An 18,327-nucleotide genomic window follows, 5' to 3' on the forward strand; every position below is an offset into this window, starting at 1 on the left:
ATCCCATGTCTCACCATCAGGGGAAAAACGCGAAGCAGGATCCGAAAGCGACTACGTGGCAGTTGGTCGCACCCGTGCGCACGTCAATGCTGGTCTCCTTCGTTATTGCCGGGATCGGATCCGGCGCTTCGGTCATTCCGTATATCGCATTAGTTGGCCTGGCTGATGACTGGCTCGGCGGCCGCGGCACGGCACGTATCTGGTGGTGGTTGGGGCTCACCCTGGTGGGCTTACTGGTACACCACATCTGTTACAACTGGGCAGTTGGTATCACCCATATCAGCGAAGCAGGGCTGCGGCATCGGCTGCGCCGTCGTATCATCACACACTTAGGCGCTTTGCCTTTGGGGCGCGTGCGGCGGCTGGGCCCGGGTGAAATCCGGAAAATCGTGGTGGATGACACCAGCGCCATCCACACTCTGGTTGCCCATGCCAGCGCCGAACTCGCCAGCGCGCTCGTGGCGCCGCTGGTGGGCGGCATCTACCTGTGCGTGCTCGACTGGCGGCTGGCGCTGCTCCTGGGCGGAGTATTTGTTGTTGCCGTTGGCCTGGCCATGGGGATTGCTTTCCGTGGTGGGGATCAAGCCGTTAAAGATTACGACGTCGCCCAACGGAAACTCGCGGACGCAACCGTGGAGCTCGTCGATGGCATAAAAGAAATCAAAAACTACCAACTCCCCGCCACCGGAGTCGGCGGGCGCTTCACCACGGCGCGGGAAGAAAATTCCGACGCCTCCTTCCGTTGGCTGGCCGGGGCCGGTAAAGGAATCGCGGTGGTATCCGCATTGAGCCAGCCGGGCGTGATCCTCGCGTGGAGCGCCCCGATCATCTGCTGGTTCGTGTGGAGCGGCTGGATCACACCCGCGAGTAGCCTGGCGTTCTTCACTATTTGGCTCGGGTTACCCGCGGGCTTGGGGCAACTCATGACGCTCACCCAGAACCTGCAAGGCTCACTGCGGGCCGGCGAAGATACAGCAGCGCTGCTGGCGGAAAAACCGCAGGAAGTAGGGGATTACCAGGTTCCTGCCCCGGCTGCGCGCGCCACGCCTTCGGCCACTACGGCTGCGTGCGCTACGGATTCGGCCGCCCCGTCGGCTTCCGCCCCGGAACTACGTTTCCAGAATGTGTCCTTCGGTTATGCTCCGGGCCGCCCGGCCCTGCACGATATTAGTTTCACCCTCCCACCCGGAACTCTGACCGCCGTGGTCGGGCCCTCGGGAGCGGGGAAAACGACCATCGGCGCGCTCGCGGCACGTTTTTGGGATCCGGAAAGTGGCTGCATTACCCTCGGCGGGCACGACCTGCGCGAATACAGCCGTGCGGGGCTCTACAGCCAGGTCGGGACAGTATTTCAGGATGTGTCCTTAGCGGCGGTGAGTGTGCGGGATAACCTCCTGCTCGGCAACCGGGAGGCTACCGATGCACAGATACAGGCAGCTGCGGCCCGCGCGCATATCGCCGCACGGATCGCCGCACTCCCGTACGGGTATGACACGATCCTGGGGGAGGCCGCTGTGCTTTCCGGTGGTGAAGCGCAGCGCTTGAGTATTGCCCGCACGCTGTTGGCAGATCCGCCGCTCCTCATCCTGGATGAAGCGAGCGCACACCAAGATACCCATACTGCGCAGGCGCTGCACCAGGTCATCGCGGCGCGGCGTGGGCATAGCTCCACCTTGGTGATCGCTCACCGGCTGAGCGGGCTCGCCCAAGCCGACCAGATTCTGGTGATTGCGGGCGGGCGGATCGTACAATCAGGCTGCCACGACGAACTTGCGGCCACCGCGGGCCTGTACCGCGACATGCTGAAAGAGCAGGGAATCCCATGCTGAAAATGCTCACGGCGATGCGTACCGTACTACACGTGCGCCAAATAAAAATCTTGATAGGGGCCTACACCGCGGCCGCGGTGGCCCAGGGCATCACCTTAGCGATGCTCATCGGGTTCCTCCGGGCCCTGCTCACCGAAGGCGGCGTTGGCGGCGGTGCCGGAATTCTCGACGCTTCCGGGATCGGAGCAGGCGGCGGCGCGCCGGCCGATGGGCAGCTATCCTCCTGGCTCATTGCGATATGCATCAGCGGAGCCATCACATTTTTCCTCTACGTGGTCACGATGAGCTGGTCTTATCGGGTGAGCGTGTACGCGATCTGCGACGAGCTCATGAAGAAAATCGGTGCGGCGGTAGTGCGCCTCCCGGTCGGGTGGTTTACACCGTCCCGCCGCACAACGGTTATAAATGCCACTTCGAAAGACGTTAACACCCTCTCCCACCTGGCTTCCCTGGTCTTCCCTGCGGTGATCTCAGGGGTGGTGGTTCCCTTCGTTATGGCCGTGGTGGTCACGGTGGTTGAATGGCGCCTCGGGGTGGTCCTCGCGGTGACCAGTATCGGATTGTGGTTCATCTGGGGATGGATGCACCGAGCAGTGCGCGAAGCTCAAGCTAGCGAAGCCCGGCTCTCACGCCGAGTAGCCGGGCGGATTATCGAATTCGCGAAACTCCAGCAAGTCCTGCGCGGCAGCGGGCAAACCCAATGGCAGCCCCTGGATGAGGCTCTCGCGGCCGAGTCCACCGGAATCCTGCGGACGCTGCGCAGCCAAAGCCGTCCGGCCTCCGCGTTCCTCCTGCTGGTCGAGCTGGCTTTCGCCGTATGCCTGGGCTGGGGCGGAGCTCTGGTGGTTGGTGGCGGCCTGGACTTCCTGAGCTTCCTGGCCATCGCCGTCGTTCTCACCCGTATTAATCTGCCGCTCTCGCAATCAGTTTTATACTCCACCGCGCTCACGGATTCCATGCAAGCCCTCGAACGGGTGCGCGAAATTATCGCGGCCGCCGAGGAACAGCCCGATATCTCGACTGTCGCCGAGCCTACGAACACGGATCTGGGTGCGCTCGCGGATAGCACCATCGAGTTTTCCGGAGTAACCTTCGGCTACGATCCGCGCTGCCCCGTGCTGCGTGATCTCAACTTGAAAGCCCCGGCAGGTAAAGTGACCGCTTTGGTCGGCCCCTCCGGGGCAGGAAAAACCACCGCGCTGGCGCTGGTAGCCGGCTTTTGGCAGCCACAGAGCGGAACCATCACGCTCGGCGGGCGCGATATCCGCGAATGCCAGCCCATGCGCCACATCGCGATGGTGTTCCAGGATGTCTACCTCTTCAGCGGGTCCATCCGAGAAAACCTGACGTTGGCCAAGCCGGATGCCACGGAGGAAGAAATCCTCACCGCGGTAAGCCAGGCTGGGCTGGATCCGGTTATCGAGCGGCTGCCCGCCGGACTGGACACCCAAGTAGGTCCGGGCGGAAATGCGCTCTCCGGCGGGGAGAAACAACGCGTTGCCATCGCCCGAGCTTTCCTCAAGGACAGCCCGATCCTCCTTCTCGACGAAATCACCTCCGCGCTGGACAGCATCACCGAGGCAGTCATCGGCGAAGCGATACGGCGCCTCGCCGCAGGCCGCACGGTACTTATGGTTGCTCACCGTCCCTCCACAATTGCGTGGGCAGACCAGGTCATCGATTTTTCGCAGCTCATGGCACGCTGAACCTGCGTATATTCGGTAGCGCAGCGCGCCCAGTGGGAAGCAAGCTGTCGGTATTTCCGACAGGTTCTATCGCTTACGAATTTGATGTGGGTACTGGTACGACGACGCTGCCACTCAGTAAACTGGCCCCTGGGAAAACACCGTTCACTGAGAAGAGCGCCACCAGCAACGAAGCTGGCAGATGGGAGGAGTCAATGACCTGGCAGATCGCGGTAGTTATAGTGGTTATCTTATGGGGATCTGCGGTGGTTAGCGGTTGGTTTGCCTACGCCTCGCGCAAAAAGACCCTCAAGCTTAACGAACTCGTCGGGTACCGCACTGACATCATCATGACGAACCAGGAAACGTGGCAGGAAGCGCACGCCGCAGCTTGGCCGTGGACGGCCGCCGCCACAGCATGCCTAGTCTTCAGCGGTTTCGCGGTATTGCTCCCGCTCTCCGACGGGGTGATCGCCACGATCATCATCCTCAGCATGGTGGTGCTGCTCGCCTGCGTATTTGCCGGTGCACACCGCGCTCAGAAGGTTGCGAAGGAGATTCTCGCCGCGAGCGCGGACGAAGCGGGCGCGCCTGTACCCGCTTCGAAATAGTCGAGCGGCACGACTGTGAGCGACGGTCGAAAATAATGTGAGCGACGGTCGAAAAGTAGCCCAGAACCAATGATTGAAAAATAGCCGAAGTTGCAAGCCTCTCCCGAGGGGGCATGTGTTTTCTCTGGTGTACTGCGTTTGTCGTACAGGCGCAGTACATCTCGGAAAACACATAGTGCCTCCCGCGCAGCCCTGGAAAGTTGTCGTAGTTGCCACGTAAGATTCATGGCAACAGTGCCCGCGGGGCGCTGTACAAACTCACCACATCTCAAGTACGCGTATAGAAAGAAAGGGTGGTTCCCGTGGCATATACACCGACGATCACCATACGGATTGATCCCGAATTGAAATTCGAGGCCGAATCTGTTTTCCGAGGTTTTGGGTTGTCCATGACCGAAGCAATCCGCATTTTTCTTCATAAGGCAGTGATGGTTGGGGGCTTCCCCTTCCCCGTGAGAGCGCTGAAGTTTCAAGCCACAACGGAGAAAATCATGATTACTAATGAATCAGAGTATTACGATCCCAACGACATCTTAGATGATGACGAATTCCCTTGGGAGTACTTCGAATCTCGTCGGATTAACGGCGCTGCGCAGTAGCGCTTTAGGTGCAGTGGGTGGGCGCGCGACATCTCGCACGCCCACCCGATTGCGTTCTCTGCTAAGAGCCGCGCTCGCGTACAGCCAACGCTGCACGCCGGCGGGCACCGGCCGCCCCGGTCGCCCCGGCCACGCCGAAGCCCGCGCCACCGGCCCACGCCACGCGCCAGCGCTAATCCCCGAGCCACTCCAGCATGCGGTAGAGCAACTGGGTGGCGCCGGGCATGAAACCGGCCCCGTGATGGTAGGTCGCGTCCATCGTGGAAACCACCAGCTCGGCCGGGAAAGTCACATTATCGTGGTAGAGCAGCATATTCGGGTGATCGGGAAGCGCCAAATAATGCCCGCCCCAGGGATCCACGCCCGGCCCGGTCTGCTCCACCTGCGTGAGCACCACCAGCGGCGTCGCCCCCGCCGGAGGCGCGAGCACCCCGTGATAATGCCAGTGGACGGCCTCGTCGGAAAGATACTCCCAGAGCGGGTGATCAGTGTTCACCGAGCGCCGCCCCAGATCCTCACCGGTACGCCAGGACCAGAAATTCGTGCCGCGTGGAGTCTCAGACGTGCCCGGCAGCCAACTATCCACCTGGTTAATGCCATCGATAAATACTTTTTTACCGGCCTGCCCCAGGAAATCCAACACCTGGCCGTATTTCGCGGCCACCACACCCGGGTGATTACGCGCCGCCAGATAGACGGCGTCGAACTCCGAAAAATCTCCCGAATAATCCGGCCAGTACACGGGGGTGACCGGGCGCGCCCGCACGGCCGGATCTTTCACGGTCGCGAGGTGGAAAAACGAACCGGTATGCACAAATGCTATTTTCTTCATCGCTACTTCTCCAGGTACTCGGTGATGGCGCGGCGCAGCCCGGCGGCGGAGGTCCCCGGGAAAGCGAAACCGCTGAGATCATTACCGTTGTGGACGATCACTTCGCCTTCGCCCAGCCGGTAGCTGACGTCCACCGGCAGCTTACCCGGGCCGATTCCGGTGATCACCCGCGCGCCTTCGGGCAGCTCAGCCAGGAAAGACCGCGCGTAAAAGCCGGCCACCCCGATCTCGCGTAATTCCTCGAAGGAATGCTGGCCGGGCACGCCGGTGCGCAGCAGCATATCGCGCCGCTCCACACCCTCCCAGATCGGATGCGGCTCCACCGCGCTCAGCCACACATCATCCAGCCCGTGAAATTCCATTTTTCGGTGGCTCGGCAGCCCATCCACCCAGCGCCGCATCGGCAGGCCATTGGCCAGCAGTTTCCCGCCCGCGCGCACCCACGCGCTCAGGCGCTCGCGCTGAGTTTCCAGGAAAAGCTGATCGGCGCCCATCGACACCACAATTCCGCGGTAATCGGCCAGCTGGGTGCCGGGCAGCTCGTAGGTATCAATAAGATCAGGTGGCGTGCTCGCATCGCGCACCGTATTCATAATCGTGAGGATATTACCCATCGTGGTCCTTTCTTTGCGAGGGTGGTGTGGAAGCGGAAGAGGCGGCGTCGTCGTTCGCACTAAAATCCGGTACGACGACGCACTGCGAGCCACGATCAACCGGAACATCACGGACCCGAATCGGAGTGCGATAAAGGGTGCTCAGCCGCGCTTCGGTGAGTTGGCGCGCGGTTTCCCCGATGGAGAGGTCGTCGGCATCCATGACGAGGGTGGTGCGCGAGGTGAGGAAGGCGTGCGCCGGGTCGTGCGTGGTCATAATTATGGCCAGGCCCTCGGCTGCGAGCGTGCGAATAATCGTGAGGACGCGGCGCTGATTGCGCAGGTCCAGGGCGGATGTCGGTTCGTCCAAAATGAGGGTGCTCGGGGTGGCGACCAGGGCGCGGGCAATGAGCGTGAGCTGGCGTTGCCCGCCGGAAAGCTCAGCATAGGTGGCCCCGCCTAAATGCGCGATGCCAACCCGTTCGAGCGCCTCCCAGGCGGCCTCGCTATCGACGGCCGAAGGGCTGGCGAAAACTCGCATGGTGCGGGCCCGGCCCATGAGGACCATGTCATGCACGGTGAACTGGTGGTTTGCCGCGTGGGATTGCGGCACGTAGCCGATGGGCCCGTCGGAATGGACGCTGCCTTCCACCGGGGTGCGCACCCCGGCCAAGCAGGTCAGCAGGGTAGTTTTCCCGCGCGCATTCGGCCCGAGCACGGTCAGCACTTCGCCGGGGCGGGCCTCCAGCTCCACCCCGCGGAACAGCCACGGGCCGCCGCGATAGTGATGCCCAAGATTATCTGCTTTAAGCAAGAGCCCGTCCCTTCCGCGCACGCCGAATAAGCAGCCCAATAAATACCGGGGCGCCGATAGTGGCGGTCAAAATCCCCACCGGAATTTCCACCGAGGTCGCATTGCGCGCAATCGTGTCAATAATAAGGAGATACATCCCGCCCATGAGGAAAGACTCCGGGATAACCACGCGATTATCGTGCCCCACCAGCAGGCGCACCAGGTGTGGAATCACCAGGCCCACCCAGCCAATAATGCCAGCTGCGGCCACCGAAGCCGCGGTAAGAAGGGCGACGGCGAAAATACACACCCAGCGCATCGCATTCGGATTAATGCCGAGAGCCCGGGCATCCTCATCGCCCAGCGAGAGCACATTAATACGCCAGCGCAGCGCCACCACCACGATCAGCCCAATAATAACGGGAATAATAATAGTGGTGACTTTTGCCCACGACGCCGCAGCTAGCGAGCCCATAAGCCAGAAAGTAATCGAGGGAAGTTTACTGTACGGGTCAGCCACATAGGTCATGAGGGAAACCATCGCATTAAAGAACGCGGACACGACCACGCCGGCCAGCACAATCGTGAGGGTGGCCGAGTGGGAGCGAATCCGCCCGATAAGCATGACGCAGACCACCGCGGAGAGCCCGAAAATGAAAGTGGATCCCATGAGAATAAAACTCGAGGTACCCACGAGGATCGCCAACACCCCGCCGAAGGCAGCCGCGGAAGAAACCCCCACAATATCGGGGGAGACCAGCGGGTTACGGAACAGGGACTGGAGCACCGCGCCGGAAACCGCCAGGCACCCACCGAGCACCACGGCAAGAATGACCCGCGGGGCCCGAATTTGGTTAATGGCCACCAGCGCGGAGCGATCTACATCATCCGGACTCGAGAAGAGGATGCGCACCACGTCCGGAGCACTAATGGAGAGCTGGCCCATGCCCATCGCCACCACCATCGCGCCGAGCAGCGCGATGGTGGTGATGAGCAGCACCGCGAAAGCCGCGGTGCGGCGCCGGGCGATGGTACTGACGGCTGTTGTTGGCGCACTGGCCGCGGGTGCGGGGGCGGTAGCCCCCGCCGTCGTCGTACTCATCGTTCCCGGCACTGCACCGGGCGCACCGGATGCGGCCGCTGCATCTGCGGATTTAGCGGACAACGTCATAATTAGCGCTGCCGGCATTAATATCGGTGCGCAGAACCAGATCGATATCTTCGTTGGTGAGATCGTAGTTGTAGACCCACTTCGTCTTCTCGCGCATGAGCGCGGGCATATCGACCTTAAACTCGCCCGGGTAGGCGAGGGCCGCCACGTAATTCCAGTACAGCGGCGATTCCGCGCACGGAACCTGCCAGCGGTACACGCCCAGCGGGGCGCGGTAGACGCGCTTATTCTTAATCGCACTTACTTCGGCCAGGCGCGGATCATTGTAAAGGTCATCGGGAACGGCCTTGTCGAAAGCGGAAAGGAAAATAATTTCCGGATCCCAGGCCAGGATCTGCTCCGGGGAAACAATGCCATCCTGCACCACATCCGAGGTGGCCATATTCTGAATCCCGGCCACGTCAAATACGTGCTGCCCGTAGCTCTTTTCCGTATTCGCGGACATTTTCTCCGCCGAGTAGCTCAGCTGCAGCCCCCGCGGCTTGGGCTTGCCCAGGGCTGCAACCTGCTTGGATATCGATTCCTGTTCGCTGTGCATATAGTCGATAAGCTGCGCGGCGCGGTCTTCCTTGCCGAGGATTTCCCCGAAAAGCTTGATCCAGGTTTCCAGATTTTCCTGGGTGCCGTACTTGAGCCCGAGCACCGGAATGCCGGCCGACTCAATCGGAGTAATAAGATCCTCGCTGCGGTCACCCCACTGAATAAATACGTCCGGATCCTGCGCCAGAATGGTTTCCATATTCGGGGTGAATTGGCGATCCGCGATCACCGGGGTGGTCACCGACGCCGGGAAAATCTTCGAAATAATGCCCTGCTTATTGGCGACTAGCAGCGACTCATTAATACCAACAATGCGGTCCCAGGAGCCGTCCACCGCGGCAATAATGGTGGGCGCGGGGATCACCGCGGAGGCAATTTTTTGCACCGGGCGCGTGACTTCCACCTGGTGGCCGCGCTGATCGGTCACGGTGATGGGGCCGCTTGCGGCATCGCCCGTTGCAGGGGAGGCCGACGACGCAGCTGCGCTGGCGCTACTCGAGCTGGTAGGTGATTCGGTAGAGGTGGAAGATGCAGAACAGCTCGCCAGTAACCCGGCGCAGAGCGCGCTCAGGGCAACGGTCATGACACGGCGTTTCACCAATGCTCCTTCGTTAGCGGCCGGGGCGTGAAACCGGCTCCCGACCTAGCGGTTAGGTGGCCCTAACTTTATGGACTGGAGCGCGGGGTGTCAACCGTTATGTGGCGTGAAAATCCTTGTAAATGCTTGAAAATCCGGGGGTGGGTATGAGTATGCGTAGCGTTACTGGCCCAGTGCGCTGAGCGGGAAAGTGATAACGCCCTCGGCTGCGGGCCCGGTTATTCCCGTGCCGGTAATGACGGCAAGGAAAGCGGGTTCGCCGCGTTCCGGCGCGATCTGATCAACTGCTTTTTTGAGACCGTGCGCGCCCTGGGTGATCTGCCCGCCTCCGAGTTTGACTTTGATGCCCGCCCACACACCTCCGGGGAATTCCAGCACCGCATCGATTTCATGGCCGTAGGAATCGCGATAATGCCGCACGTGCCCGCCCAGCGTCTCGGCAAAAACGCTGAGATCGTGCACAACCGCGGACTCGAAAATAAATCCGAGAGTTTCTAGATCTCGCTGCAGTGCCGAGCTATCCGCGGCAAGTGCCGCGCAGGCGAGCGCCGGATCGGCCAGGTGATACTTGGGTGACAGCCGCAACTGGGCTTTGGAACGAAGTCGAACCGACCAGGCTGGAACCGCCTCAACAACGAAAAGCCGCTGGAGGGTATCCAGAAGAGTGGATACCGTTTGCCGACTTGATGCGGGGAAAACCGCGTCCAGATCCTTTTTGAGAGTGGCGATGGAGACCTCGGTTGCCACCGAGCGAGCCAGGGCCCGAAGCAGATGCAAGATGAGCTGCGGGTCTTGACGCAAGGTAATAATCCTAGGAATATCCGCACGCGCAATCTCCTGGAGGTAGCTGGTGAGCGCGAAGGACGCCGCCTCGCCTTCCAGCTCAAGCATTCCGGGGAAGCCTGGGTGTAGCAGGGCCTCAATCACGGAATCGAGAGGGGGCGTGCTGAGGTTCGTGGAAACGGGCTCCCCGGCGAGGAGCTTGTCGAGGGATACCGCGCCCGAGCTGCGCCCCTTTTCCTGCCAGGTCATCGTGCGCTGGCGGATGCGGGTGAAACGCCCGGCCCCGGTATGGCGTGTGATGTCATCTGCCGGAACAGAAGAGCCGGTGAGAATGAAATCCCCGAAGCCCGGGGAGAAATCCACCGCCCGGCGCACCATATTCCACAGGTCTGGATTGAGCTGCCACTCGTCGAGGAGTCGCGGGCGTTCGCCTTCCAGAAGAGCATCCGGAGCTATCTGCGCGAGTTGCTGCGCCTGCGGAGTGTCCAAGAAAATGGCGGATTCGCAGTGACGCAGTGCAGTCATCGTCTTTCCGCAGCCGCGCGGACCTTCAATGGCTAGCGCGCCTGACGAGGCGAGAGCCCGCGTGACCAGGCGGTCCAGAGCCCGGGGAAGATAGGGGATTCCTGCAACTGCTTCCGTGTCCATAACCCTAGTCTAGAAGGTGGGTTGCAAAATGTAGAGTTCTTACGTTGCATTTTGTAGGCTCGCTACGTTGCAAAATGTAGCCCTGGTAGGTTGCAAAATATAGGATTGGGCCCGCCGGGCGTTTTGAAACGCACCGGCGGGCCCGCGATATGCGCGCGAAGAGCGGCACTCCGCCGCCGAAGCGGCGCTATTTCGCCGAGGCGGCGGCATTCCGCCAGGCCGGTACTAATCCGCCGCGGCTCCCAGCTGCCAGCCGGCCGCGCGCCGTCGATCCTCCCAGAACTTCCGGTACAGCCCGCCGTTTGCCAGCAGCTCGGCGTGCGTACCCACTTCGCGCACGGTCCCGCCTGCGTCGAGTACCACGATCTGGTCCGCACCCTGCACCGTTTCCAGCTTGTGGGCGATCACCAGCACCGTTGCCTCCTGGCGCAGCTGCTGAATGCAGGCGCGGATAGCGGCGGTATTTTCCGGGTCGAGGGCCGAGGTGGCCTCATCGAAAAGCACGATAGGAGCGTGCTTGAGCAGGGCCCGCGCGATGGATACCCGCTGGCGTTCCCCGCCCGATAGCATCCCGCCGCGTTCGCCCACCGGGCTCTCCCAACCGCCCGGCAACCGCGCGGCAATATCGCTCACCCCGGCCATATCCGCGGCCGCCCGCACTTCGGCATCCGTGGCGCCCTCGCGCCCCACCCGAATATTCGCTTCGAGGGTGTCGTCGTACAGATAAACATCCTGGAACACCATGGACAACTGCGCCATGAGCTGCGCCGTCGTTTGATCACGCACATCCACGCCACCGATGCTCACGCTGCCGCCGTCCACGTCCCAGAACCGGCACATGAGCCGGAACAGGGTCGATTTGCCGGCCCCCGATGGCCCCACAATCGCGGTGAGGGTGCCCGGGCGGGCCGTGAAACTCACGCCGTTCAGCACCGGGGTATCCGCGCGATACCCGAAACGAACGTCGCGGAGGGCAACTTCGCCGGGCGTAGGAAGGGCGACGTCGCTGGCGGGCTCGCTCGGGACAGGTGCATCGAGCACCTCGCGCATGGAGTCGAGCGGGGTGCGAGCCACCTCGGTCGCCATCACGAAAGCGGTGAAATCCTCCAGGTTCCGCATGAAACGCAGCGCCACCCCGAGGAAGGCGAGGGTAGCGGCCGGGTTGAGCAGCCCGCCGGTGCACAGGTGCACCGCTAGCGCGATGAGGCTGACCACCAGCAGCTGCGCGCCCACCCCGGAAAGTAGATTCGCGCCGATGCCCAGCCACAGCGAACGGCGCTGGGCGGCGAGGTTCGCGTTCACTGCGGTGTGGAGCGGCGCGAACGTGGCGGCCTGGCCGGTGGCCCGCAGGATCGGCTGGCACCGGGCGTATTCCACGATCCGGTCAGCCAGATCGCTTTCGGTAGCACTGGTGGCTAGCTCGGAGCGGCGTCGTAAAACCCGGGCCGCGCCGGCCAGCGCGCACAGCAGCGGGAACGCAACCGTAAGGGCAAGCCCCAGCTGCCACTGCCAGATCCACATCCCCACCAGCAGCACCAGAGCTGCGGTGGCGTTGCGGATAATCGGGGTAGTGAAATGGGCGATGCCCTGGCCGATGGCCATGAGGCCGTCGGTGACCAGGCGCGAGAGGGTGCCGGCCCAGCCGGAGCGGAACCATCCCAGCGGCAGGCGGGAAAGCTGGTCGCCCAGCAGGCTGAGGCTGTGGCGGATCACGTCCATGGCGGCGGTGTAGGCCATGACCGCCTGAACGTAGGCGGTGAGCAGGCCGGTCACCGCGAGTCCGGCAAGCACGCTCATCCAGCCGCCCACGCCGAGCCCAAGGGTCGGGGTGCCGGTGGACCAGGTCAGCGCCAGGGGCACCACGGTGAGCAGCGCCAGGCCCTCGATCATCCCGGAAAGGATGACCAGGATAATCGAGCGGCGGTAGTAGCCGTGGCCTTTCTCGGTGAGGACCGAGCCGTAGGCGTGCACGAGGAGCGGATCGGAGAAACGCCCGGTATGCGTGTGCCCGCCGTACGTGGTGGGTGCGCTCGCGGTGTTCGTGTGCCCGCCGCCCGCGCGCCCGCCGTAGGTATTCGTGGCCTCAGAGTTCTTAGGCATGTTCGCGTCCTTCCATGAGCCGCACCCAGAAGGGATGCGTGGCTACCTCGTCCGGGGTGCCCAGGGCGGAAATCCGCCCCTGTTCCAAAATGCAGACCTGATCCACCCCGAGCACCGATTCGGCGTGGTGCGCGATTACGAGCACGGTGCGCCCGGCCACCAAACGGTTGAGGGCGCTTTGGATTTCCGCTTCGCATTGGGGATCGGTGGCCACGGTCGCCTCGTCCAAAATAAGCAGATCGGCGTCGGCCAACAGCGCCCGCGCGATGGCCAGGCGCTGGTTTTGACCCCCGGACATCGTGGTATCTTCCCCGAGCACCGTGTCCAGCCCCTTGGGGAGGGCGCAGATATCTTCCCAAATATTGGCGGCGCGGGCCGCCTGCTCGATGGCGGCGTCGTCGGCATGGGGGCGCGCGAGGCGAATATTATCGCGCACGGACATGCGCAGCATTTGCGCGTCTTGGAGCACGAAAGCGACCCGCGCGTAGAGGTCTTTTTCGGGGAGGGTGCGCAGGTCGCGCCCGTCGAGGAGCACCCGCCCGCTATCCGGATCGCGGAAGCGCGCGAGCATGGTCGCCAGCGTGGATTTGCCCGAACCGGAGGGCCCGAGCAGCGCGGTCACGGTGCCGCGGCGCAGCGTGAGAGACACGCCGTCGAGCGCCTGGATGGTGCGCCCGGCGCGCGGATAGGAGTAGCTCACGTTCTCGAAAACCACATGCGCGGGTACGACGCCGCCCGCGGCTTCCCCGGTGCCCGCGGCCGCGGGGGCTGCGGGATTTTCCGCGGGGGCTTCCAGCTGCGGCAACTGTTCCACGCTCGTCACCTCGATAATCCGCAGCGCGGAATTCCCGGCCAGCTGGTAGGACCACATGCTGGTGGAGAGGGTGTCGAAGGTGAGCGGCACGATGAGGCCGATGAGGGAGCAGGCGATGACCTCGGGGAGGGTGGCGCCGCCGGCGGCCAGGATCAGCGAGCCGAGCCCCATATTGACGAGCAGTACCACCGGCGCGGAAATGAAGGACATCGCCAGCGCGGAGCCTTTGAGCAGCGGCCCGCACCAGTCCCAGTAGAAATTCCCGAAATCATCGGCGGCGCGCGCGAAAGCGCGATGCGCGTGACCGACTTTCCCGAAGCTTTTGACCACCTGGATGCCTTCCACGAATTCCACCCCGCGCGCGGCGAGGTAGCCGAGCCGGTCGTCCATCTCCGCGGTTTTTTCGCCCATATCGCGCATCATGAACATTTGCGCCGCGAAATAGAAGGGCAGCGGGATGATGGTGAGGAGCCCCAGGCGCCAATTCACGGTAAAAGCGAAAATAACGAGGGCGAGCGGGGTGGCTACCGCGGCCGTGGTTTCCACCGGGGCGTGTGCCACCAGGGTGTGCAGCGTGGTGGTATCGGCCTGGATGGCTTTGCGGATCTGCCCGGAGCGCGCCCGGGAGAACCACGAGAGCGGCGCGCGCGAAATCTGCGCGATAATGCGCTCTTGGAGCAGGCCGCGCAATGTGAGATCCGCGAAATGCGTGATGGTGAGCGCCAGGAAGTAGAGGAGCAGCTGGGTGCAAAAAGCCCCGGCAAGTAGTTTCACATTCCAGCTGAGCGCCGCGGTATCTATCGGTGTTCCCGCGCGCCAGGCCGGCAGCAGAATATCGCCGATGCGCACCAGCGCAATAAACGGCGCCACGGCCACGAGCGAGGAGCACACCGCCACGAAGCGGCCGAGCGCCAGGCGCGGGGCAATCGGCGCCATGAGTTCTTTGAGGGCGCGCTGTCCTTGCGCGCGTTTTTCTTTATACGTATCGACACGCGTGGCGACGCCGCCGTTCGGGGCGGTGCCGGCATCTGCGTGGGTGAGTTGAGCCGTCATCCCATTCCTCCGCGAACAGTAGGAGAGGTGCCCCGCGGGCGATCTGCGGAGCACCTCCATATTAGGCTTCCCTTACTTCGTGGTAAATAGGACTCAGAAATTACGGTACGGGGGGGTGCGGGCCCGGCGTGCGCTCCCGCGCTTTACTGTGCCGTAGCGTTTTACCGCGCCGCGGTGCTCCTGCGCTTTACCGCGCCGCGGCGGGCGCCTCCTCATTTTTTGGTACGACGACGCCGCTACCGGCTTTCGCCTCGCGGGGCCGGGACGCGCCGGCGTGGCCATCGCGGCGTATTTTGATGATGGCAGCAAGGACGGTGGCCAGCACCGAAGCGGCGAACCATATCCCGAGCGCGCCGGCGTAGGTCGCGCTGTCAATCGGGCCACCGGCAATCGCGGCGCGCAGGGCGTTAACCGTGTGGGTGACGGGCAGCAGCGGGTGGACAGCCTGGAAGAAGCCCGGCGCTGTTTCCACCGGGTAGATGCCGCCGGCCGCGCCCAGCTGGATCACGATCATGAGGAGCGCGATGAAACGACCCGGGGCGCCGAAAAGCGCAATGAGTGCCTGATTGATCGCGATATACACAATCGAGGAGGTGACGCAGATGGCCAGGGTGGCGCCCGGGTTGATGAGATCCACATTCCCGAAGAGGTGGAGTATCCCGACCAGCAGGCCCGCCTGCACGATTCCCATGAGCGCCCCGCTAGCAACCGAACCGAGCCCGAGCCGCAGCCCGGATACGCGCGCCGCCGCCAGGCGGCGCGAGAGAGGTGGCTTCATGAGATAGAGGCCGATAGCGCCCACCCACATCGCCAGCGCGATGAAGTAGCAGGCCACTGCCGCACCGAAATCACCGACGGGATGGGCGCGGGTGGTGCTCAATTCCACCGGGGTGGCCCCCACTCGCTGCATCGTTTCCGATTCGCCCGGGGTGTAGACCGGGATTTTCTCCGCACCTTCGGAGAGCTTCACTTCCAGGGTTGCGGCGCCCGCGCGCAGGGTGTGCAGGCCGTCGCGCAGGGTCTCCTGGTTGGTCGCGAGGGCGGTGGCGCCGCTGCTTACCTGGGTGGCACCGGTGTGGGCGGCGCGTGCCCCGGCGGCGAGTTCGGGGGCGCGGGCGGCCAGTTCGCCGCTTCCAGTAGCGAGGAGCGCGGTGCCTTCTGCGAGCTGGGTGGCACCGGTTGCGGCGCGGCTGCTACCAGAGGCGAGGATATCGAGCTGACTGCCGAATTCCGTGGTGGCGGCCAGGGCTTGCTGGCCTCCCGCGGCGGCACGCTGCGCACCCGCGGCCACCTGGGCGGCACCGTCCTTGAGCTGTGCCGCCCCGGCGCTCGCGGCCTGCGCCCCGCTGGCGAGCGCGCTCAACCCGCCGTTTTCGGCACCCGCGCCAGGCTCGCCGCTCGCGCCGGTGGCGGCGCCCGCGCCAGGTCCGCTCCCTGTTCCGTTATCGCTATTCGCACCGGACCCGCTCGCCGTTCCAGTTTCCTCACCGACGAGGGCAGCTATCCCGCCCTGGAGCTGGGTAGATCCCTCAAGAAGTTGCGCGGTGCCAGCCTGTGCCTCAGCGAGCTTCGCCTTAACCACCTCCGGGGGCAGCACATCGTACATCGCGATGAGGGTGCTCAATCCGTCATTGAGGCTGCCGAGCCCGCCGCTGAGTTTCTCCGCGCCGGTGCCCAGCTGCTGCGCACCGGCAAGGGCGCGGTTGGCTCCCTCCGCCAGCGCGGCATTCCCCTCCGCTACTTTCTGGCTGCCCGCCGCCACATCCTGGCTGGCGGCCGCCAAGGTATCCAGGCCCGCGGCGCTGCGCTCCGCACCATCTCGGAGCTGGCCGGCCGCAAGGCTCGCGGCATTGGCCCCACCGGCTACCTGGGAAACCCCCTCGCTGAGGGTGCTGGCCCCGCCCGCGGCATCGCCTGCACCGGCCGCGAGCTGAGCTGCGCCGTCGTTCATACGCCCCGCACCGGAAGCTAAAGTTTCCGTTCCGGTGGCGAGGCTCCCGGTGCCCTCGGCCAGTTGGCCGGCACCCTCCGCGAGCCGAGTTGCGCCGCCGGCCGCGTCACGCAGCCCAGCGCCCAGCTCTCCGGCCCCGCCCGCCGCGGCGCTCAGCTGCTCGCTCAGCGTCCCGAAGGAAAGGTAGATGCCATCAAGGTACTCGGCCGACACCTTCTCCGAAACCGCCGCGGTGGCGGTGGAGGCGATGACGCGTCCCACATTGCCGACAATATAGTTGAGGGCATCGTCGGTGACGAAGGAGAGCCGGGCGCGGGTGGCGGCCCCGGGGCCGCGCGCCACGGAAGTGGCATCGCTGGAAAACGACGCCGGGATGCTGAGCACCGCGTAAATATCGCCGTTAGCCAGTTTCTGCTGGGCCTCCGCGGCGGAGTATTCCCGCCACTGGAAGTTCTGGCGTTCCTCGGTTTCCAAGAGCTTGGTGGTGATGCTTGCGCCCAGGTTCACCTCGGAGCCGTCCAGCTGCGTGCCGCGATCCTCGTTCACAATCGCGGCCGGGATCTCATTGAGGTTGCCGAGGGGGTCATCGTAGGCGCCGGTGAGAATCAGCGCGTAGATCATCGGGATAATGGCGAGCCCAAACATAATAATCGCGGGGCGGATGCGCTCCCGCCAGCTGCGGGCGGGAGCCGGCTGCGCGGACGGCGCGGCCGGCCCGGTTTCCGCGGTGCGCGGCGCGGTATGCGCGGCTGGCGCGGCCTGCCCGGTTTCCGCGGTGGTGCGCGGCGTCGTATCCGGCTGCGGGGCGGTGTTTCGTGATTCGCTCATGAGTGTTCTCCATAGGCGGCGCGGGTAAAACTGCCCACTTCGGTAGCGAGGCGGGGAAGATCATCGGGGTCGGCGGGTTCCTCGGTCATCCAGTGGAGCACGCGCCAGAGCAGGCCGGCCGCCACCATGGAAGCGAAGTCCATCTCCGCTTTCGAGGGCGGGGGATAGGCGCCGTTCGCCCCGGCGGGCATGCTTGATTTAGCGGTCGCAGGCGCAGGCGCGCCGTCGCCCGAAGTTTGTTTTTCGGGTGTCGGCGTACCGAACATGACACGGCCACGGGCGCGAATGGCCGGGGCACTGAGCAGGCGATCACGAATCGCCGCGATAATCGGGGCTGCGCTCCCGAGAGCCGCGGAACTGGTGAGAGCCGCGGCAATGAGGTGGCGGTGCTCCAACAGAGTGGTGAGCATGGGGAGCAGCACCTGCAGCTGTACGTCGAGCGACGGTTCTTCTGAGGTTGGCACCGGGGTGGCGTCAAAAATTGCGTGGAGCCGTGTAAGAACGACGGCGCGCACCAGTTGGCTAATCCCAGAAAAATGCTGGTAGAAAGTGGGGCGGGTGACCCCGGCTTCCCGCGTGATCCAAGAGACGGTGAGATCATCAATCGCCGCGCCGCTATCAATGAGCGCGCCAGCAGCGTGCACCAGCGCATCGTAGGAGCGCCGGGCCCGCGGATCGTCTGCGGCAGGGCCGAGGGGGCTGTGCTGGTTTGCGGCGGGGCCAAGGATGCTGTGCTGATCTGCGTTCGGCATTCCGCTCGTGCCGCCGTTGGGAGCGTCTGTGTGTACCTCTCTCATGCCGCCTAATTTACACATGTAAAATAGGCGGCGCAAGGGGAGGCGGGGTGGTAGGTGTTTTCCGAGCTGTAGTGCAGATGTCGTACATGCGAAGTGCATCTC

The 18,327-nt window shown here is 63.8% G+C and carries 14 protein-coding genes; 4 read left to right on the forward strand and 10 right to left on the reverse strand.

Annotated features, from left to right (window positions below; translation table 11 throughout):
- Nucleotides 1-5 precede the first annotated feature (5 nt).
- The 4 genes from CYJ17_RS03110 (at nucleotide 6) to CYJ17_RS03125 (ending at nucleotide 4,724) form a co-directional block, all read left to right on the forward strand.
- Complete coding sequence (locus CYJ17_RS03110; protein ID WP_087070026.1) at nucleotides 6-1,829, forward strand: ABC transporter ATP-binding protein; 1,824 nt, start codon at nucleotides 6-8, stop codon at nucleotides 1,827-1,829.
- Entirely contained in the window at nucleotides 1,823-3,535 is a 1,713-nt protein-coding gene (locus tag CYJ17_RS03115) for an ABC transporter ATP-binding protein (protein ID WP_087070025.1), read from the forward strand. Before CYJ17_RS03110 ends, CYJ17_RS03115 begins: the two co-directional genes overlap by 7 nt.
- A 194-nt stretch (nucleotides 3,536-3,729) precedes the next feature.
- Nucleotides 3,730-4,125, forward strand: coding sequence for an SdpI family protein (locus tag CYJ17_RS03120; RefSeq protein WP_087070024.1), 396 nt, complete (start codon nucleotides 3,730-3,732; stop codon nucleotides 4,123-4,125).
- A gap of 302 nt (nucleotides 4,126-4,427) precedes the next feature.
- Complete coding sequence (locus CYJ17_RS03125) at nucleotides 4,428-4,724, forward strand: type II toxin-antitoxin system RelB/DinJ family antitoxin (RefSeq protein ID WP_159454974.1); 297 nt, start codon at nucleotides 4,428-4,430, stop codon at nucleotides 4,722-4,724.
- A gap of 172 nt (nucleotides 4,725-4,896) precedes the next feature.
- On the opposite strand, the gene CYJ17_RS03130 is transcribed toward CYJ17_RS03125, so the two are convergent.
- From CYJ17_RS03130 to CYJ17_RS03175, 10 genes are all read right to left on the reverse strand, one after another.
- On the reverse strand, nucleotides 4,897-5,556 hold the full coding sequence (locus tag CYJ17_RS03130) for a hypothetical protein (protein ID WP_087070022.1): 660 nt from the start codon (nucleotides 5,554-5,556) through the stop codon (nucleotides 4,897-4,899).
- A 2-nt stretch (nucleotides 5,557-5,558) separates the two neighbouring features.
- Nucleotides 5,559-6,170 carry a hypothetical protein gene (locus tag CYJ17_RS03135; protein WP_087070021.1) on the reverse strand — a complete coding sequence of 204 codons (612 nt, stop codon included), beginning with the start codon at nucleotides 6,168-6,170 and terminating at the stop codon, nucleotides 5,559-5,561.
- Entirely contained in the window at nucleotides 6,163-6,963 is an 801-nt protein-coding gene (locus CYJ17_RS03140; RefSeq protein WP_087070020.1) for an ABC transporter ATP-binding protein, read from the reverse strand. The genes CYJ17_RS03135 and CYJ17_RS03140 overlap by 8 nt, the downstream gene beginning before the upstream one ends.
- Nucleotides 6,956-8,044: a FecCD family ABC transporter permease gene (locus CYJ17_RS03145; protein WP_234984421.1), complete on the reverse strand. Its 1,089-nt coding sequence runs from the start codon at nucleotides 8,042-8,044 to the stop codon at nucleotides 6,956-6,958. The genes CYJ17_RS03140 and CYJ17_RS03145 overlap by 8 nt, the downstream gene beginning before the upstream one ends.
- A 52-nt stretch (nucleotides 8,045-8,096) precedes the next feature.
- Nucleotides 8,097-9,251, reverse strand: a complete 1,155-nt coding sequence (locus CYJ17_RS03150) for an ABC transporter substrate-binding protein (protein ID WP_143231811.1) — start codon at nucleotides 9,249-9,251, stop codon at nucleotides 8,097-8,099.
- 162 nt (nucleotides 9,252-9,413) lie between these two features.
- The gene (locus tag CYJ17_RS03155; RefSeq protein WP_087070018.1) at nucleotides 9,414-10,682 is read right to left on the reverse strand and encodes an ATP-binding protein; all 1,269 of its coding nucleotides are present in this window, start codon (nucleotides 10,680-10,682) and stop codon (nucleotides 9,414-9,416) included.
- A 225-nt stretch (nucleotides 10,683-10,907) separates the two neighbouring features.
- Entirely contained in the window at nucleotides 10,908-12,782 is a 1,875-nt protein-coding gene (locus CYJ17_RS03160; protein ID WP_234984420.1) for an ABC transporter ATP-binding protein, read from the reverse strand.
- Nucleotides 12,775-14,649: an ABC transporter ATP-binding protein gene (locus tag CYJ17_RS03165; RefSeq protein ID WP_087070017.1), complete on the reverse strand. Its 1,875-nt coding sequence runs from the start codon at nucleotides 14,647-14,649 to the stop codon at nucleotides 12,775-12,777. The genes CYJ17_RS03160 and CYJ17_RS03165 overlap by 8 nt, the downstream gene beginning before the upstream one ends.
- A gap of 187 nt (nucleotides 14,650-14,836) precedes the next feature.
- Nucleotides 14,837-17,428: a YhgE/Pip domain-containing protein gene (locus tag CYJ17_RS03170; protein WP_101595654.1), complete on the reverse strand. Its 2,592-nt coding sequence runs from the start codon at nucleotides 17,426-17,428 to the stop codon at nucleotides 14,837-14,839.
- Complete coding sequence (locus CYJ17_RS03175) at nucleotides 17,425-18,225, reverse strand: TetR/AcrR family transcriptional regulator (RefSeq protein WP_159454972.1); 801 nt, start codon at nucleotides 18,223-18,225, stop codon at nucleotides 17,425-17,427. Before CYJ17_RS03175 ends, CYJ17_RS03170 begins: the two co-directional genes overlap by 4 nt.
- Nucleotides 18,226-18,327 lie beyond the last annotated feature (102 nt).

Source organism: Actinotignum timonense (genome assembly GCF_002860685.3).
In the GTDB taxonomy this organism is placed as follows: Bacteria; Actinomycetota; Actinomycetes; order Actinomycetales; family Actinomycetaceae; genus Actinotignum; species Actinotignum timonense.

What these genes read in the sequence shown, in the direction of transcription:
- CYJ17_RS03110 (WP_087070026.1), top strand. Translation starts at nt 6, where the DNA reads ATGTCTCACCATCAGGGGAAAAACGCGAAGCAGGATCCGAAAGCGACT.
- CYJ17_RS03115 (WP_087070025.1), top strand. Translation starts at nt 1,823, where the DNA reads ATGCTGAAAATGCTCACGGCGATGCGTACCGTACTACACGTGCGCCAA.
- CYJ17_RS03120 (WP_087070024.1), top strand. Translation starts at nt 3,730, where the DNA reads ATGACCTGGCAGATCGCGGTAGTTATAGTGGTTATCTTATGGGGATCT.
- CYJ17_RS03130 (WP_087070022.1), bottom strand. Translation starts at nt 5,556, where the DNA reads ATGAAGAAAATAGCATTTGTGCATACCGGTTCGTTTTTCCACCTCGCG.
- CYJ17_RS03135 (WP_087070021.1), bottom strand. Translation starts at nt 6,170, where the DNA reads ATGGGTAATATCCTCACGATTATGAATACGGTGCGCGATGCGAGCACG.
- CYJ17_RS03145 (WP_234984421.1), bottom strand. Translation starts at nt 8,044, where the DNA reads ATGAGTACGACGACGGCGGGGGCTACCGCCCCCGCACCCGCGGCCAGT.
- CYJ17_RS03155 (WP_087070018.1), bottom strand. Translation starts at nt 10,682, where the DNA reads ATGGACACGGAAGCAGTTGCAGGAATCCCCTATCTTCCCCGGGCTCTG.
- CYJ17_RS03160 (WP_234984420.1), bottom strand. Translation starts at nt 12,782, where the DNA reads ATGCCTAAGAACTCTGAGGCCACGAATACCTACGGCGGGCGCGCGGGC.
- CYJ17_RS03165 (WP_087070017.1), bottom strand. Translation starts at nt 14,649, where the DNA reads ATGACGGCTCAACTCACCCACGCAGATGCCGGCACCGCCCCGAACGGC.
- CYJ17_RS03170 (WP_101595654.1), bottom strand. Translation starts at nt 17,428, where the DNA reads ATGAGCGAATCACGAAACACCGCCCCGCAGCCGGATACGACGCCGCGC.
- CYJ17_RS03175 (WP_159454972.1), bottom strand. Translation starts at nt 18,225, where the DNA reads ATGAGAGAGGTACACACAGACGCTCCCAACGGCGGCACGAGCGGAATG.